Genomic DNA, 16,009 nt, shown 5'->3' on the forward strand with positions numbered 1-16,009 from the left:
TCATGGACACGGGGAGGGACGTCGACGCCCGGCTGAGCAGCGAGCCGGCGCACCGTGGTGCCCACCACGTGCAGTCGCTGGAGCGCGGGCTGGCGGTGATCAAGGCGTTCCACGCGGGCGCGGCGGAGCTGACCCTCAGCGACGTCGCCCGCGCGACGGGCCTGACGCGCGCGGCGGCGCGCCGGTTCCTGCTGACCCTGGCCGACCTGGGCTACGTCCGCACGGACGGCAAGTACTTCTCCCTGACGGCCCGGGTGCTGGAGCTGGGGTATTCGTACCTGTCGAGCATGACGCTGCCCGAGGTGGCGCAGCCGCACCTGGAGCACCTGTCGGCGGCGGTGCACGAGTCGAGCTCGGTCTCGGTGCTGGAGGGCACGGACATCGTCTACGTGGCCCGGGTGGCGGTTTCCCGGATCATGACGGTGAGCATCAACGTGGGAACCCGCTTCCCGGCGTACGCGACGTCGATGGGCCACGTCCTGCTGGCCGGCCTCGGCGAGGCGGAGCTGGAGGCGTACTTCGCGGGAGCGAGGCTGGAGCGCCTGACGGACCGCACGGTGACGGCCCCGGACCGCCTGCGCGCAGAGCTGGCCAAGGTCCGCGACCAGGGCTGGGCCATGGTGGACCAGGAGCTGGAGGAGGGCCTCCGCTCGGTGGCGGCCCCGATCCACGACCGCCAGGGCAAGGTGGTGGCCGCGGTGAACCTGTCCACGCACGCCAGCCGCACCCCCGCCCGCACGGTGGAGAAGAACCTGATCCCGCCCCTGCTGAAGACGGCCCAGGCGATCGAGGCGGACCTGTCGGCGGGCGCCCCAAGCCACGCCCATGCCTGAGGCCGAGCGGCCGCCCGCCGTAGCGGGCCTGCTCCTCGCCGCAGGCGCGGGCCGCCGCTTCGGCGGCCCGAAGGCCCTGGCCGAGTTCGACGGCGAACCCCTGGTCCGCCGCGCGGTACGCACCCTGCAGGAGGCGGGCTGCACCCCGATCCGAGTGGTGATCGGCGCAGCGGCCGCCGAGGTCCGCGCACTCCTGCCGGACCCGGTGACAGCGGTCCTGGCGGAGGACTGGCAGACCGGAATGGGCGCATCCCTGAGAGCCGGCCTGGCCGCCTTGACCCAGCTCCCCGCCACAGCGGCCGGGCCGTCGGATCCGGGTGGTTCGGGGTCGGGTTTGTCGGAGGCCGGACCCGGCGGCCCCGTTGCCGCACTGATCCACCTGGTCGATCTGCCGTGGGTGGGCTCCGACATCCTCGCCCGCGTCGCGGCGCACGCCACGAACACCGCCGTCGCTCGGGCCGCGTACCACGGTGTGCCCGGGCATCCCGTTCTGCTCGGCCGTCACTGGTGGGCCGAAATTGCCGGGACCGCCCAAGGCGACCGTGGGGCCCGGGACTGGCTCGCCGGCCGCACAGACCTCGCGTTGATCGAGTGCGGGGATCTCGGCGACGGCCGCGACGTCGATCGGCGGGCCGATCTTCCCGGCTGAGCGCCGCGGCGTGCCCGTGCGCCGCCTACGATCGACGGTGTGACGGACTTGCTCGCCTCGCCTGAAGAACTTGCCGGTGCCCTGGATGCGACCGGCTATCTCGCCGATGACGGGCTCGCCACCGCCGGGTTTCTCGCCCTGCGGATGGGCCGTCCGCTCTTCTGCGAAGGCGAACCCGGCACCGGCAAGACGTCGCTCGCGCTCGCGCTGGCCACCGCGCTCGGCCGTCCGCTCGTGCGCCTCCAGTGCCACGAGGGCATCGATGCCGCCCAGGCACTCTACGAATGGGACTTTCCCCGCCAGCTGCTCCACCTGCGCGCCCTCGAAGCCGCCGAAGGGGGCCGGCTCGACGTCGAGACCGCCGAACGCTCTCTCTACACCGAACGGTTCCTGCTGGCCCGGCCGCTGCTCCAAGCCCTGGTCAGCGCGCCGTGCGTGTTGCTCATCGACGAGATCGACCGCGCCGACGACGAGTTCGAAGCCTTCCTGCTGCAGCTTCTCGACGAACACGCCGTGACCATCCCCGAATACGGCGAAGTCCGTGCCGAACAGCCGCCGCTGGTCGTGCTCACCTCCAACCGGACGCGCGAAGTGCACGACGCCCTCAAGCGCCGCTGCCTCTACCACTGGCTGGAACACCCGGACCTCCCCCAGGAGGTCGCGATCCTGCGGCGCCGCATTCCCGAGGTCGGTGAGCTGCTGGCCCGGCAGATCGCCGAGGCCGTGCACCGGCTCCGCGAAATGGACCTGCTGAAGCCGCCGGGAGTCGCGGAGTCACTCGACTGGGCGCGGGCCCTGCTGGCACTGCAGCGTGACGAACTGGACGCCGCCTCGGCGGCCAGGACCCTCGGTGCCGTCCTGAAATACAGCGAAGATCTCGACCGCGTCCGCGCGAAACTCGACGCCCTGTTCGCCTGACCTTCGTCCGTCCACACAGGACTGTCGATAAATGCGTTGCCCGGTCCGCCGGGCTCCGGCATCCTTTTCCCAGTCCGGCAGAACCGCCACCGAGAGGAGGAGATCGTGACCAAGCGGCAAGACCCGATGCGATGCGGCACGATCTCCCGCGCCGTTCGCTGAAATTCCGTTCTTTCCGAAGGCTCTTCGCGCCCACCCGCCGCTACCTTGGGTCGGCCGCAGCGAAGAGCGCGGTCTGCGCCTGCCCGGGGAGGGGTGTGCGCAGGCCGCCCTTGTCCCGGTAGCTCAGCAGGACAGAGCGCGGCGCTACGAACGCCGAGGTCCGAGGTTCGACTCCTCGCCGGGACACAAACCGCACGCACAAAACAGGCGCACAATGGAGTGCATGACCACCGCCGCCGATCCTGTCGCCGGGTATGCCGGGTTCGCCGCCGCGCTGCGCGAAGCCGGGGTTGCCTGCGACGCGCATCGCGTGCAGGCCTACCTGGCCGCGGTCTCCGAGATCGACGTCGCCGAACCCACCCAGCTCTACTGGGCCGGGCGGCTGACCCTGTGCTCCAGCCCCGACGACCTCCCGTGCTACGAAGAGGCGTTCAGCCAGTGGTTCTCGATCGAAACCACCACGCCGCAACGCGCCAGGTCGGCCGTCCCCCGGCAGTCGCGGATCGCGCCGCTCACCGACGCCGGAGGCGGGGACGCCGAGGGCGGCGACGGGCACGACCAGCTGAAGGTCGCCGCCAGCACGCAGGAAGTCCTGCGTCACCGGGACCTCGCCGCCCTGACCACCGCCGAGCGCGAACACCTCCGTGAGCTGCTGGCCGCCCTGCGGCCCGCGCCGCCGAGGCGTCCGGCCGCCCGGCGTACGCCGTCGCGGCGGGGGCGGCTGGACCCGTCGCGCACGCTGCGCGCCATGCTCGCCAGCGGCGGCGAGCCCGTGCGGCTCGCCCACGTCCGGCGCGGCAGCAGGCCGCGGCGGGTCGTGCTGCTCGTCGACGTCTCCGGCTCGATGAGCCCGTACGCCGACGCCCTGCTGCGGTTCGCCCACGTCCTGACGCGGTCCGCGCCGCAGTCCGTCGAGGTCTTCACGCTCGGCACGCGGCTGACCCGGGTGTCGCGCCAGCTGCGCCGTCGTGACCCGGAACGCGCGATGCTCGCGGCGGGCTCGGCGGTCCCGGACTTCGCCGGCGGCACCCGGCTCGGCGAGACGCTGCAGGCGTTCCTCGACCGCTGGGGACGCCGGGGCGTGGCGCGCCGCGCCGTCGTCACCGTCTTCTCCGACGGCTGGGAACGCGGCGACACCGGCCTGCTCGGCGAGCAGCTCGCCCGCCTGCGGCGGCTCGCGCACGCCGTGTTCTGGGTGAATCCGCACGCCGGCCGGGCGGGGTACGCTCCCGTCCAGTCGGGCATCGTGGCCGCGCTGCCGCACATCGACCGCCTGCTGGCCGGGCACAGCCTGGCCACCTTGGAACGACTGCTCGGGGAGATTGCCGATGCGTGACGTACTCGACGACGTGTTCCGCCGCTGGTCGGCGGGCGAGACGGTCGGGCTGGGCACCGTGGTCGCCACCTTCTCCTCGGCGCCGCGTGCCCCGGGCGCCGCGATGGTCGTCGCCCAGGACGGCACGGTTGCCGGCAGCGTGTCCGGCGGCTGCGTCGAAGGCGCGGTCTACGAGCTGGCGCAGGAGGTCGTCGCCGAGCGCAAGCCGGTGCTGCAGCGCTACGGCGTCAGCGACGACGACGCCTTCGCCGTGGGCCTGACCTGCGGCGGGATCATCGACATCTACGTCGAGCACGTCGACCGCGAGTCGATGCCCGAGCTCGGCGAGGTGGTCGAGTCGGTGCGCGGCGGCGAGCCGGTCGCGGTCGTCACGATCATCGAGCACGAGCGCGAAGGCCTGGTCGGCGAGCACATGATCGTGTGGCCGGACCGCACCGCGGGCTCGCTCGGGTCGTCGCGGATGGACGACGCGGTCGCCGACGACGCCCGCGGCCTGCTGGCCAGCGGCCGCACCGGCACCCTGCACTACGGCCCGGACGGGCAGCGCCGCGGCGAGGGGATGGCGGTGTTCGTCAACTCCTTCGAGCCGCCGCCCCGCCTGCTGGTCTTCGGCGCGATCGACTTCGCCGCCGCGATGGCCCGCATGGGTGCCTACCTCGGCTACCAGGTGACGGTGTGCGACGCGCGCCCGGTGTTCGCGACCAGGAGCCGGTTCCCGGACGCGCACGAGGTCGTCGTCGACTGGCCGCACCGCTACCTGAAGGCGGAGGCCGAGGCGGGCCGCGTCGACCGGCGCACGGCGATCGCGGTGCTGACCCACGACCCCAAGTTCGACGTGCCGCTGCTGGAGGTCGCGCTGCGCCTGGACGTCGGGTACGTCGGCGCGATGGGCTCGCGCAAGACCCACGACGACCGCTTCGCGCGCCTGCGCGAAGCGGGGATCACCGAGGCGGAACTGGCGCGGCTGTCGTCCCCGATCGGGCTCGACCTCGGTGCCCGCACCCCGGAGGAGACGGCGGTGTCCATCGCCGCGGAGATCATTTCCCTGCGCTGGGGCGGCAGCGGCACGCGGCTGGCGGAGCTGTCGGGGCGGATTCACGGCTGAGTACGCCGGGTGGCCACAAAAGTTCACCCATCCGGCGCTCCGCAGAATCGGGTCCATGCAGCCATTTCCCGCGTATCTGCGGAACAGGTAGTTGAACGTGTGACATCAGGGCTTGTCCGCGTGAAGGTCGCGTAGCACGCTCGGGGTTTGTGAGCCCGATCACTTCGGGCAGGCCGTTCCCGAACCCGGCTTTTGGAGGCCTGATGCGCATCACCGTCACTGTCGACGGGACGAAGTACACCGACGAAGTCGAGCCCCGCACCCTGCTCGTGCACTACCTGCGCGAACGGCTCGGCAAGGTCGGCACCGTCGTCGGCTGCGACACCAGCAACTGCGGTGCCTGCACCGTCCACCTGGACGGGCACAGCGTGAAGTCCTGCTCCGTGCTGGCCGTCCAGGCCGACGGCTGCGAGGTCACCACCATCGAAGGGCTGGCCAGGGACGGGCAGCTGCACCCGGTGCAGAAGGCGTTCCACGACAACCACGCGCTGCAGTGCGGGTTCTGCACCCCCGGCATGATCATGCAGTCGATCGACCTGCTGGCCGACAACCCCGACCCGGACGAGCAGGCCGTCCGCGAAGGGCTCGAAGGCAACCTCTGCCGCTGCACCGGTTACCAGAACATTGTCCGCGCGGTGCGCGACGCCGCGAAGCACATGAGTCCCGGCGCCGGGCCCGAAGCCGAGCGGATCGCCGAGAGCAAGCACGCCGGCGTGGGGGGTGACTGATGACCGCCACGCTCGAACCGGAGGTCGGCAAGTCCCGCCGCCGCAAGGAGGACGAGCGGCTCATCACCGGCCGCACGCGGTGGACCGACAACATCACGCTGCCCGGCATGCTGCACCTGGCCGTCCTGCGCAGCCCGTTCGCGCACGCCAGGATCGTCTCGATCGACACCTCGGCGGCGAAGAACGCCTCCGGTGTCGTCGCCGTCTACACCGCGAAGGACCTCGACCCGGACGGCTCGATCGGCATGCCCTGCGCGTGGCCGATCACGCCGGACATGAAGGCGCCGCGCCGCCCGGTGCTCGCCGACGGCCAGGTCAACTTCGCCGGTGAGGGCGTCGCGGTCGTCGTCGCGCGGTCGTCGGCCGAAGCGCACGACGCGCTTGAGGAGATCGACGTCGAGTACGACGAGCTGCCGGTCGTCCTCGACATGGAAGCCGCGATCGCCGACGGCGCCCCGCTGGTCCACGAGGACCTCGGCACCAACACGAGCGCGGTCTGGAAGTTCGACTCCGCCGAGGCGGGCACCGGCGGCAACGTCGAGGACGCGATCAGCTCGGCGGAGGTCGTGCTCAAGCGGCGCTTCCGCCAGCAGCGCCTGGTCCCGGCCTTCATGGAGCCACGCGCGTGCGTCGTCGACCCGACCGGCACGCAGATCACCATGTGGTCGGCCACGCAGATCCCGCACATCCTGCGCGTGATGTCGGCGCTGACGCTCGGCATCCCCGAGCACAAGCTGCGCGTGATCGCCCCGGACGTCGGCGGCGGCTTCGGCGGCAAGATCGGCGTCCTGCCGGAAGAGATGATGGCGCTGCTGGTTGCGCAGAAGCTCGGCAAGCCGGTCAAGTGGAACGAGTCCCGCTCGGAGACCATGCTCGCCGCGCACCACGGCCGCGACCAGATCCAGGACATCACCGTCTCGGCCACCCGCGACGGCCGCGTCACCGGTCTCAAGGTCGAGCTGCTGGCCAACCTCGGCGCGTACAACGGCCTGGTCGGACCGGGTGTCCCGATCCTCGGCGCGTTCATGTTCAACGCGATCTACAAGATCCCGGCGTACCACTTCGCCTGCACCAACGTGTACACGACGACGACGCTCACCGACGCCTACCGCGGCGCCGGGCGCCCGGAAGCGACGTTCGCGATCGAGCGGATCATGGACGAGCTCGCCGTCGAACTCGGCATGGATCCGCTGGAGCTGCGGGAGAAGAACTGGATCAAGCACGAGGAGTTCCCGTTCACCACGGTGTGCGGGCTGACCTACGACTCGGGCGACTACGAGGCCGCCACCGAGAAGGCCAAGCAGCTGTTCGACTACGACGGCCTGCGCGCCGAGCAGCAGCGGCGCCGCGCGGCGAAGGACAAGGTGCAGCTCGGCATCGGCATCTCGACGTTCACCGAGATGTGCGGGCTCGCGCCGTCGCGTGTGCTCGGCTCGCTCGACTACGGCGCCGGCGGCTGGGAGCACGCGTCGATCCGGATGCTGCCGACCGGCAAGGTCGAGGTCATCACCGGCGCGTCCGCGCACGGCCAGGGCCACGAGACGGCGTGGAGCCAGATCGTCGCCGACCAGCTGGGCGTCGCCTTCGAGGACGTCGAGATCATCCACGGTGACACGCAGTCCTCGCACAAGGGCATGGACACCTACGGTTCGCGGTCGCTGGTCGTCGGCGGGATCGCCGTCGTCAAGGCCGCCGAGAAGGTCGTCGCGAAGGCCAAGCCGATCGCGGCGCACCTGCTCGAATGCGCCGAGGACGACCTCGAGTTCGCCGGCGGCAAGTTCACCGTCAAGGGCACCGAGACGTCGACGACGATCGCCGACGTCGCGCTCGCGGTGTTCGCGGCGCACAACCTGCCCGACGGGGTCGAGCCGTCACTGGACTCGGACGCGACGTTCGACCCGGAGAACTTCTCGTTCCCGCACGGCACGCACCTGTGCGCCGCCGAGGTGGACACCGAGACGGGCCGGATCAAGCTGCGCTCGTACGTCTGCGTCGACGACGTCGGCGTCGCGGTGAACCCGCTGATCGTCGAGGGACAGGTGCACGGCGGGCTCGCGCAGGGCATCGCGCAGGCGCTGTTCGAAGGCACCGAGCACGACGAGAGCGGCACGTTGACGACGGGCACGTTCGCCGACTACCTGCTGCCGTCGGCGGCCGACCTGCCGTCGTTCACCACCGACCGCACGGAAACGCCGTCGACGACGAACCCGCTCGGCGCCAAGGGCGTCGGCGAGGCGGGCACCATCGCGTCGACCCCGGCGGTGGTCAACGCGGTGGTCGACGCGCTGCGGCCGTTCGGGGTGAACGACATCGAGATGCCGCTGACCCCGATGCGGGTCTGGCACGCCATCCAGCACGGCACCAGCGACGCGGGCGGCCCCGGCCGCGGCGAAGCCGGTGGCGGGCTCGGTTCGATCGACGCGACCGGAGGTGCGCAGTGATCCCGGCTCCCTTCGACTACGTCCGTCCGTCCACAGTGGACGAAGCGGTGCAGGCGCTGGCGTCGGCGGGCGAGGACGCCAAGGTCCTGGCGGGCGGGCAGAGCCTGCTGCCGGTGCTGCGGATGCGGCTGGCCACGCCGGCCACGCTGGTCGACCTCGGGCGCGTCCCGGAGCTGCGCGGCGTGCGCGAGGAGGGCGACGCGCTGGTGATCGGCGCGATGACGACCCACTACGACGTCCAGCGGGACGCGCTGGTCGCCGAGCACGCGGCGTTGCTCAAGGAAGCGACGGACACGGTGGCCGACCCGCAGATCCGCCACCGCGGCACACTCGGCGGCGCGATCGCGCACGCCGACCCGGCCGGTGACCTGCTGGCGCCGGTGCTGGCGCTGGAGGCGTCGCTGGTGATCGCCGGGCCGTCGGGTCGCCGGACGGTGCCCGCGGCGGAGTTCTTCCAGGACCTGTTCACCACGGCGCTGGCCCCGGACGAGCTGCTGGTGGAGATCCGCGTGCCCAAGCACACGGGGTGGCGGGCGCACTACGAGAAGTTCAACCGTGTCGCCCAGGCGTGGTCGATGGTCGCGGTCGCGGTCACCGTCCGTACCGAGGCGGGCGTGATCGAGGAAGCCCGCGTGGCCTTGACGAACATGGGCTCGACCCCGGTCCGCGCGACGGCCGTCGAGGCGGCGCTGGTCGGCGCCCAGGCGACGGCGGAAGCGATCGGCGCGGCGGCGTCCCACGCGGCGGAGGGCACGAATCCGCCGGTGGACGGCAACGCCGACGTCGAATATCGCCGTCACCTGGCCCAGGTGCTGACGGGCCGCGCGATCGCGGCGGCCGCGGGGGCCTGAGCCTGCCGGTTCTTCACCCTGGCCGCCGCCCCGCCGGCGGCTAGGGTGGGGTCCGGCAGGCCCGTCTCGAGGAAGGAGGTCGCGCCGTGCGGCTCGACCACGAATTCACCGTCCCGGCCCCGATCGGCGAGGTCTGGCAGGCGGTGGTCGACCCCGAGCGCGTCGCCCCGTGCATGCCGGGCGCGACGCTGACCCAGGTCGAAGGCGACCGGTTCAGCGGCACGGTGAAGGTCAAGCTCGGGCCGATTTCCTTGCTGTACAAGGGAAACGGCGAGTTCCTGGAGAAGGACGAGCAGGCACGCAAGGTCACGATCAAGGCCTCGGGCAAGGACGCCCGCGGAGCAGGAACGGCGGCGGCCACGGTGACGCTGACGCTGACGGAGACCGACGGCGGAACGCACGGAGCGGTGGCCACGGACCTGTCGATCACGGGCAAGCCGGCGCAGTTCGGCCGCGGGCTGATCAGCGAGGTGGGCGGCAAGATCCTGGACACCTTCGCGGGCTGCCTGTCGGGCAAGCTGGCACCGGAGAAGCCGGCGGCGGAGGAGACTGCGGAAGCCGGCCCGAGCCCCTCGGCCACCCCGGCCGAGCCGTCCGCCGGGGCCGAGCCGATCGCTTCGCCGAAGCCCGCCTCCTCGGCCGAAACCGACCCGGCCGCGACCCCCGAGCCGGTCGCCTCGCCGCAGCCTTCGGTCAAGAAAGCCCCCACCACGGCCGACATCAACACCGATCCCCGGCCCGCCGCCAAGCCCGCGGACCGTCCGCCCCTGCGGAGTGTCCCGGCCGCGCCGGAGACCGAGGCCATCGACCTGCTCGACTACGCGGGCCCCTCGGTCGCCAAGCGGCTCGTGCCCGTGCTGGTCGCGATTGCCGCGCTGGCCGGGGTGGTCGCCATCGTGCGCGCCCTGCGCAAATAACCCACGACACCCACCTTGAGCGGTCCCCCGCGCAGCGGCTTTGCCCGGAATTCCCCCGGACTGGCGACGCCGGTCGTCCGACCGGCTACGCTGGGCTACCTGGTCGGCCGAACTTCGCGCAAGGGGTACGTCACGATGCCGGTCCGTCTCGTCGGTGGCTTCCGCTCTTGAGAGCCCAGGCCGCCGTGCGCCGGGATGCGCTTTCCGCCTGGCCGGGGTGGCCTGCGCGCTGGGAAATGTGGGCCGGGGCGAAACCCAGGTGGATCACCTATGCCCTCGGCTGTGAACTGGTCGCCGTCGTCGCCACCGGGGCCGCGCTGGTGACCGGGTTCGGCGGGCCCGTCCGGCCCGTCTGGTTCGGGGTGCTCGTCGCCCTCGGGGTGGCGCAGGCCGAGATGTCGCGGCGCATCGAGCGGCTGCGGCGGTGGATGAGCGGGCAGACGCACATCAACGTCACCTCCGTCTGGTATCTCGCCGGGGTCGTCCTGCTGCCGCCGGCGTGGGTCGCGCTGCTCGCCGTCGTCCTCTACACCCACCTGTGGGTGCGCGTGTGGCGTCAGGTGCGTACGCGCCCCGCGCACCGCTTCGTCGCCAGCACGGCGTGGGCGATGTTGTCGTGCTTCGCCGCTTCGTCCGTTCTCGCGCTCTTCGGGCTGCACGGGACGCCGTTGCAGACGCCGCGCGGCGTCGTGGCGCTGTGCCTGGCTGCCGCCGTGTTCGAGCTGGTGAACGTCGGGCTCGTCGCCACCGGGATCTACCTGTACACCAGCCAGCGCTCCGCCGCGGACCTGATCGGCACCTGGGAGGACAACGCCTTCGAGCTGGCGACCCTCTGCCTCGGCGGGCTCGCCGCGCTCGCGCTGGTCGAGCAGCCGGTGCTGGTCGTGTTCGTCGTCGCGCCGTTGCTGCTGCTGCACCGCTACCTGCTGCTGAAACAGCAGCTGCAGGTCGCCGCCGTCACCGACGAGAAGACCGGGCTGCTCAACACGACCGGCTGGCACGAATCCGCCGTCCGCGAGCACGCCCGCACCCAGCGCCGCGCCGCGAGCGGCTACGCCGTGCTGATGATCGACCTCGACCACTTCAAGCGCATCAACGACACCTACGGCCACCTGACCGGCGACGACGTCCTCGCCGCCGTCGCGGTGGCGATCACCGGTTCGGTGCGCCAGGGCGACACCGTCGGCCGGTTCGGCGGCGAAGAATTCGTCGTGCTGCTGCCCGGCATCGGCCGCGCCGACGTGCTCGCCATCGCCGAGCGGGTCCGGGTGGCGGTCGGCGAGCTCGACGTGGCGATCTCGACCGGGAGCGGCACCGTCCGGGTGAACGGCCTGTCGGTGTCGATCGGCGTCGCGCGGCACCCCGACGCCGGGCCCACCCTCGACGACGTCCTCCGCTCGGCCGACGCGGCGCTGTACCGGGCCAAGGAAGCCGGGCGCAACCAGGTCGCCGTGTGACGAACGGCGCGAAATAGCCCGCCGGGGCAGCCGTTGAACCCGGTATGAGCGGCGCGGATCACGAGACGGACGTGGTGGTGATCGGGGCCGGGCAGGCGGGCCTGTCCGCCGCCTACCACCTGCGCCGGGCCGGGTTCGCCAACCGGACCGGGTTCGTCGTGCTCGACCACGGGAAACGCGCCGGGGGAGCGTGGCAGTACCGGTGGCCGTCCCTGGTGCTCGGGAAGGTGCACGGCATCTACGACCTGCCCGGCATGGCTTTCGGTTCCCCGGATGTCACGCGGCCGGCGTCCGAAGTCGTGTCCGAATACTTCGCCCGCTTCGAAAGCGTTTACGACCTGCCCGTGCTGCGGCCCGTCGACGTCCAGTCGGTGACGCGGGCGGGGGAGCGGCTCGTGGTGTCGAGCCCGGCCGAGTCCTGGGCCGCGCGGGCCGTCATCAGCGCGACCGGGACGTGGGACCGGCCGTTCTGGCCGCACTACCCCGGCCAGGAGACCTTCGCGGGCCGTCAGCTGCACACCGCCGACTACACCGGCCCGGAGGACTTCCGCGGGCGGCGGGTGGTCGTCGTCGGGGGCGGCGCGTCGGCCGTCCAGCTGCTGATGGAGTTCGCACCGCTGGCCCGCGCGACCGCCTGGGTCACCCGGCGGCCGCCGGTCTGGCGGGACGAACCCTTCAGCGAGGACTGGGGACGCACAGCCGTCGCCAAGGTCGCCGAGCGGGTACGCGCCGGGCTGCCGCCCGAAAGCGTCGTCAGCGTGACGGACCTGGCCGTGACGCCCGAGGTCCGCGCCGCGCGGGCCGCCGGGATCCTCGACCGCAGGCCGATGTTCGCCCGGATCGTGCCGTCCGGCGTGGAGTGGGCGGACGGCTCCCGCTTCGACGCCGACGTCATCCTGTGGGCCACCGGGTTCCGTGCGGCGATCGACCACCTCGCGCCGCTGCACCTCCGGGAACCGGGCGGCGGGATCCGCATGGACGGCACGCGGGTGGTCCGCGAGCCGCGGCTGCACCTGGTCGGGTACGGGCCGTCGGCGAGCACGGTCGGGGCGAACCGGGCGGGCCGGGCCGCCGTCGCCGAGATCCGAAAAGCATTAGCAACTAATTAAGTTCCTGATATAGTCCGGCTGTGCCTGCCGAGTTGAGCGTCGCCGAGCTGACGGCCGTGTTCGAGGACTTCACCCGGATGGTCATCCGGCTGCCGTCGGCGCAGCGCTGGAGCTTCACGACGCTGTCGGTGCTCCACACGCTGGCAGGCACCGGCCCGAGCAGGCTCACCGACCTGACGGCCAGCGAGCAGGTCACGCAGTCGGCGATCTCCCAGCTCGTCACCAAGCTCGAACGGGACGGGCTGGTGGAGCGCCGTCCCGACCCCGCGGACGGCCGGGGGGTCCTCGTGCACATCACCGACGCGGGCCGCGCGGTCGTGGAGGGACGGCGTGCCGAACGCGTGGCGCGTCTCGCCGAACTCGCCGGCCGCCTCGGCCCGAAGGAGCGTGCGGCCATCGCGGCGGCGTTGCCCGCGCTGGCGCGCATGGTCGACCTGAACCGCCAGGGGAGCTGACGATGCGGCCGTTTCCGTTGACACCGGCGCCGATCCACGTGCCCGAGGAGGTGCTCGACGACCTCCGGCGGCGGCTCGACCTGACGCGCTGGCCGGACGACGTGGGCAACGACGACTGGTCCTACGGCGTCAACCGCGCCTACCTGCAGGAACTCGTCGAGTACTGGCGCACCGGCTACGACTGGCGCAGGGCCGAGGCCGCGATCAACGCCTACGAGCACTACCGCGTCGACGTCGACGGCGTGCCGGTGCACTTCATGCGCAAGCCAGGAACCGGCCCGGACCCGACGCCGCTGATCCTCACCCACGGCTGGCCGTGGACGTTCTGGCACTGGTCCAGGGTCGCCGGCCCGCTGGCCGACCCGGGCGCGCACGGCGGCGACCCGGCCGAGGCGTTCGACGTGATCATCCCGTCGTTCCCCGGTTTCGGGTTCTCCGGTCCGCTGCCGCGGCACCCGGACCTGAACTTCTGGAAGGTCGCCGACCTCTGGCACACGCTGATGACCGGCGTCCTCGGCTACGAGAAGTACGCGGCCGCCGGGTGTGACGTCGGCGCCCTCGTCACCGGCCAGCTCGGGCACAAGTACGCCGCCGAGCTGCACGGGATCCACATCGGATCCGGGCTGACGCTGGACTTCTTCAACGACTTCCGTGCGCGGCTGGCCACCGTGGGGGACAAGTTCGCCGTCCACTTCGCCGCGCACGTGCTCGACCCGAGCACGCTGTCCTACGGCCTGTCGGACTCGCCGCCGGGGATGCTCGCCTGGATCCTCGAACGCTGGGTGAACTGGAGCGACAACGGCGGGGACGTCGAAAGCGTGTTCGGCAAGGACGACCTGCTCACCCACGCGATGATCTTCTGGGTCACGAACTCGATCGGCACGTCGATCCGCACGTACGCCAACAACAACCGGTATCCGTGGACGCCGTCGCACGACCGGTGGCCGGTGGTCGAGACGCCGACCGGGATCACCTTCGTGGCCTACGAAAACCCGCCAGGGGTGCGGACTGAGGACCGGGTCCGGCACTTCCTGGAAAGCGACCGCGCCGCCTGGTACAACCACGTCAACCTCACGGTCCACGACACCGGCGGGCACTTCATCCCGTGGGAGATCCCGGACCGGTGGGTCGAGGACCTGCGCCGCACCTTCCGCGGGCGGCGGTAGCTCGGTCATCCCGCGCCGCGGAGCAGTGCCCCGCTCAGCGACACACGGCCTGAGCAGCGCAAACGCGGGCGAATTCACCCTCTTGACCGATTCAAGGACCGGACAAGTCTTGTCAGCCGGGACAGGGCCTCGTTACAGTCCGTTTTAGTTAGGAAACTTTCTTAACAGTAGCCGACGCCGCAGCCCACCAGCCACCGCCAGGCCCGTAAGGAGCGCGACGTGCCTTCGTCACGACTACGACCTCTTGCCCGCATCACCCCGGTGCTCGCCGCCGTGGTGCTGCTGCCGTCGGCCATTGCCGCGGCCGCCACCACCGAAGCCGCCGATGTCCTGCTGTCGCAGGGCAAACCCGTGGCCACCTCCAGTATCGAGGGGTCCTCCTACACCGGCGCGAAGGCCGTCGACGGCAACACCACCACCCGCTGGGCCAGCGCCGAGGGCTCCGACCCGCAGTGGCTGCGGATCGACCTCGGCCAGGCCGCCACCGTCCACCGCGTCGTCCTCAACTGGGAAGCCGCCTACGCCAAGAAGTACCGCATCGAGGTCTCCGACGACGGCACGCAGTTCAGCCCCATCGCCAGCATCGACACCGGCGACGGCAAGATCGACGACCTCGGCGGGCTGAACGGGCACGGCCGCTACGTCCGCTTCGTCGGCCTCACCCGCGGCACGAGCTACGGCTACTCCTTCTGGGAAATGCAGGTCTTCGGCGTCACCGACGCCTCCGGCGACACCCAGCCCCCGACCACGCCGTCCGGGCTGACCGCCGGGGCGACGACCGCCACCAGCGTCGCGCTGACGTGGGGTGCCTCCACCGACAACGTCGGCGTCGCCGGCTACGACATCCTCCGCAACGGCACGGTCGTGGCGACCAGCGCGACGACGTCCTACACCGACACCGGGCTGACGCCGGAGACGAGCTACACCTACGCCGTCCGCGCCCGGGACACCGCGGGCAACGTCTCGCCGTCCGGCACGCCGATCACCGTGAAGACCGCGGCCGGGAGCGCGGGATTCGTCCTCGCCGCGGCCGGGGACATCGCCGAGCGGTGCACCGCGAGCAGCTCCAGCTGCGTCCACCCGAAGACGGCGAAGCTCGTCGAGGCGATGAACCCCGCCGCGGTGATCACCATGGGCGACAACCAATACGACGACGCCCACCTGTCGGACTTCAAGTCCTACTTCGACACCACGTGGGGCCGGTTCAAGAGCAAGCTCAAGCCGATCCCCGGCAACCACGAGACCTACGACGACACACCGTTCAAGGGCTACGAGGACTACTTCGGCGCCATCGCCAAGCCGCAGGGCAAGCGGTACTACAGCTGGGAAATGGGCAACTGGCACTTCATCGCCCTTGACTCCAACGACTTCGCCACCCACGACTTCGGCCCGGCCGAGCAGCTGGAGTGGCTGAAGCAGGACCTGGCGAACAACACGAAGGGCTGCGTCGCGGCGTACTGGCACCACCCGCGCTGGAGCTCCGGTGACCACGGCGACAACGACGACAGCATCGAGCTGTGGAACCTCATGGTGGCCAACAAGGTCGACCTGGTCCTCAACGGACACGACCACAACTACGAGCGGTTCGTGCCCCAGAACGCCGACGGCCAGGCGGACGCGAACGGCCCGGTCGAGATCGTCGGCGGAACCGGCGGGGCGAACCTCTACAACCTGAGCCCCGCGCACTCGACGACCGCGAAGCTGCTGAAGACCTTCGGTGTCCTGAAGCTGTCGATGACGGACACGAGCTTCCAGACGCAGCTGATCGGCGTCGACGGCAAGGTCCTCGACAGCAGCCCCACCTACACCTGCCACTAGTTCCGTCCGAGCGCCCCGGTGTGGCTTGACCAACGCCACATCGGGGCGCTCACCCCGGCCCTCG

Annotated in this window: 14 protein-coding genes and 1 tRNA gene; all 15 read left to right on the forward strand. The window is 71.4% G+C overall.

Annotation, left to right across the window (positions count from 1 at the left end; genetic code table 11):
- Positions 1–2: 2 nt before the first annotated feature.
- Complete coding sequence (locus tag ABJI51_RS06475) at positions 3–833, forward strand: IclR family transcriptional regulator domain-containing protein (protein WP_348948240.1); 831 nt, start codon at positions 3–5, stop codon at positions 831–833.
- Positions 826–1,482 (forward strand): nucleotidyltransferase family protein, encoded by a 657-nt coding sequence (locus tag ABJI51_RS06480; protein ID WP_348948242.1) that lies wholly within the window; start codon positions 826–828, stop codon positions 1,480–1,482. The genes ABJI51_RS06475 and ABJI51_RS06480 overlap by 8 nt, the downstream gene beginning before the upstream one ends.
- 39 nt (positions 1,483–1,521) lie before the next feature.
- Entirely contained in the window at positions 1,522–2,400 is an 879-nt protein-coding gene (locus ABJI51_RS06485) for an AAA family ATPase (protein WP_348948244.1), read from the forward strand.
- A gap of 274 nt (positions 2,401–2,674) precedes the next feature.
- Positions 2,675–2,748 (forward strand) — tRNA-Arg (locus tag ABJI51_RS06490).
- 37 nt (positions 2,749–2,785) lie between these two features.
- Positions 2,786–3,898: a vWA domain-containing protein gene (locus ABJI51_RS06495; RefSeq protein ID WP_348948246.1), complete on the forward strand. Its 1,113-nt coding sequence runs from the start codon at positions 2,786–2,788 to the stop codon at positions 3,896–3,898.
- Positions 3,891–5,003 (forward strand): XdhC family protein, encoded by a 1,113-nt coding sequence (locus tag ABJI51_RS06500; RefSeq protein ID WP_348948248.1) that lies wholly within the window; start codon positions 3,891–3,893, stop codon positions 5,001–5,003. Before ABJI51_RS06495 ends, ABJI51_RS06500 begins: the two co-directional genes overlap by 8 nt.
- Positions 5,004–5,206: 203 nt before the next feature.
- Positions 5,207–5,731 carry a (2Fe-2S)-binding protein gene (locus ABJI51_RS06505; RefSeq protein WP_348948250.1) on the forward strand — a complete coding sequence of 175 codons (525 nt, stop codon included), beginning with the start codon at positions 5,207–5,209 and terminating at the stop codon, positions 5,729–5,731.
- Positions 5,731–8,172, forward strand: a complete 2,442-nt coding sequence (locus tag ABJI51_RS06510) for a xanthine dehydrogenase family protein molybdopterin-binding subunit (RefSeq protein ID WP_348948252.1) — start codon at positions 5,731–5,733, stop codon at positions 8,170–8,172. Before ABJI51_RS06505 ends, ABJI51_RS06510 begins: the two co-directional genes overlap by 1 nt.
- Positions 8,169–9,023 carry an FAD binding domain-containing protein gene (locus ABJI51_RS06515; protein ID WP_348948254.1) on the forward strand — a complete coding sequence of 285 codons (855 nt, stop codon included), beginning with the start codon at positions 8,169–8,171 and terminating at the stop codon, positions 9,021–9,023. The genes ABJI51_RS06510 and ABJI51_RS06515 overlap by 4 nt, the downstream gene beginning before the upstream one ends.
- An 86-nt stretch (positions 9,024–9,109) precedes the next feature.
- A complete protein-coding gene (locus ABJI51_RS06520; protein ID WP_348948255.1) occupies positions 9,110–9,940 on the forward strand; it encodes an SRPBCC family protein in 831 nt (276 codons plus the stop codon).
- Between the two features lie 236 nt (positions 9,941–10,176).
- Positions 10,177–11,397, forward strand: coding sequence for a GGDEF domain-containing protein (locus ABJI51_RS06525; RefSeq protein WP_348948710.1), 1,221 nt, complete (start codon positions 10,177–10,179; stop codon positions 11,395–11,397).
- 44 nt (positions 11,398–11,441) lie between these two features.
- Complete coding sequence (locus ABJI51_RS06530) at positions 11,442–12,506, forward strand: NAD(P)-binding domain-containing protein (protein WP_348948257.1); 1,065 nt, start codon at positions 11,442–11,444, stop codon at positions 12,504–12,506.
- A gap of 20 nt (positions 12,507–12,526) precedes the next feature.
- Positions 12,527–12,961: a MarR family winged helix-turn-helix transcriptional regulator gene (locus ABJI51_RS06535; protein WP_348948259.1), complete on the forward strand. Its 435-nt coding sequence runs from the start codon at positions 12,527–12,529 to the stop codon at positions 12,959–12,961.
- Positions 12,962–12,963: 2 nt separating this feature from the next.
- The gene (locus tag ABJI51_RS06540) at positions 12,964–14,127 is read left to right on the forward strand and encodes an epoxide hydrolase family protein (RefSeq protein ID WP_348948261.1); all 1,164 of its coding nucleotides are present in this window, start codon (positions 12,964–12,966) and stop codon (positions 14,125–14,127) included.
- Positions 14,128–14,388: 261 nt separating this feature from the next.
- Complete coding sequence (locus ABJI51_RS06545; RefSeq protein ID WP_348948711.1) at positions 14,389–15,945, forward strand: discoidin domain-containing protein; 1,557 nt, start codon at positions 14,389–14,391, stop codon at positions 15,943–15,945.
- Positions 15,946–16,009 lie beyond the last annotated feature (64 nt).

The sequence above is a fragment of the Amycolatopsis melonis genome (assembly GCF_040064235.1).
Classification (GTDB): domain Bacteria; phylum Actinomycetota; class Actinomycetes; order Mycobacteriales; family Pseudonocardiaceae; genus Amycolatopsis; species Amycolatopsis melonis.

Excerpts from the sequence above, each read along its gene's own strand:
- ABJI51_RS06475 (WP_348948240.1), top strand. The coding sequence starts at position 3 with ATGGACACGGGGAGGGACGTCGACGCCCGGCTGAGCAGCGAGCCGGCG.
- ABJI51_RS06480 (WP_348948242.1), top strand. The coding sequence starts at position 826 with ATGCCTGAGGCCGAGCGGCCGCCCGCCGTAGCGGGCCTGCTCCTCGCC.
- ABJI51_RS06495 (WP_348948246.1), top strand. The coding sequence starts at position 2,786 with ATGACCACCGCCGCCGATCCTGTCGCCGGGTATGCCGGGTTCGCCGCC.
- ABJI51_RS06500 (WP_348948248.1), top strand. The coding sequence starts at position 3,891 with ATGCGTGACGTACTCGACGACGTGTTCCGCCGCTGGTCGGCGGGCGAG.
- ABJI51_RS06505 (WP_348948250.1), top strand. The coding sequence starts at position 5,207 with ATGCGCATCACCGTCACTGTCGACGGGACGAAGTACACCGACGAAGTC.
- ABJI51_RS06510 (WP_348948252.1), top strand. The coding sequence starts at position 5,731 with ATGACCGCCACGCTCGAACCGGAGGTCGGCAAGTCCCGCCGCCGCAAG.
- ABJI51_RS06525 (WP_348948710.1), top strand. The coding sequence starts at position 10,177 with ATGTGGGCCGGGGCGAAACCCAGGTGGATCACCTATGCCCTCGGCTGT.
- ABJI51_RS06530 (WP_348948257.1), top strand. The coding sequence starts at position 11,442 with ATGAGCGGCGCGGATCACGAGACGGACGTGGTGGTGATCGGGGCCGGG.
- ABJI51_RS06540 (WP_348948261.1), top strand. The coding sequence starts at position 12,964 with ATGCGGCCGTTTCCGTTGACACCGGCGCCGATCCACGTGCCCGAGGAG.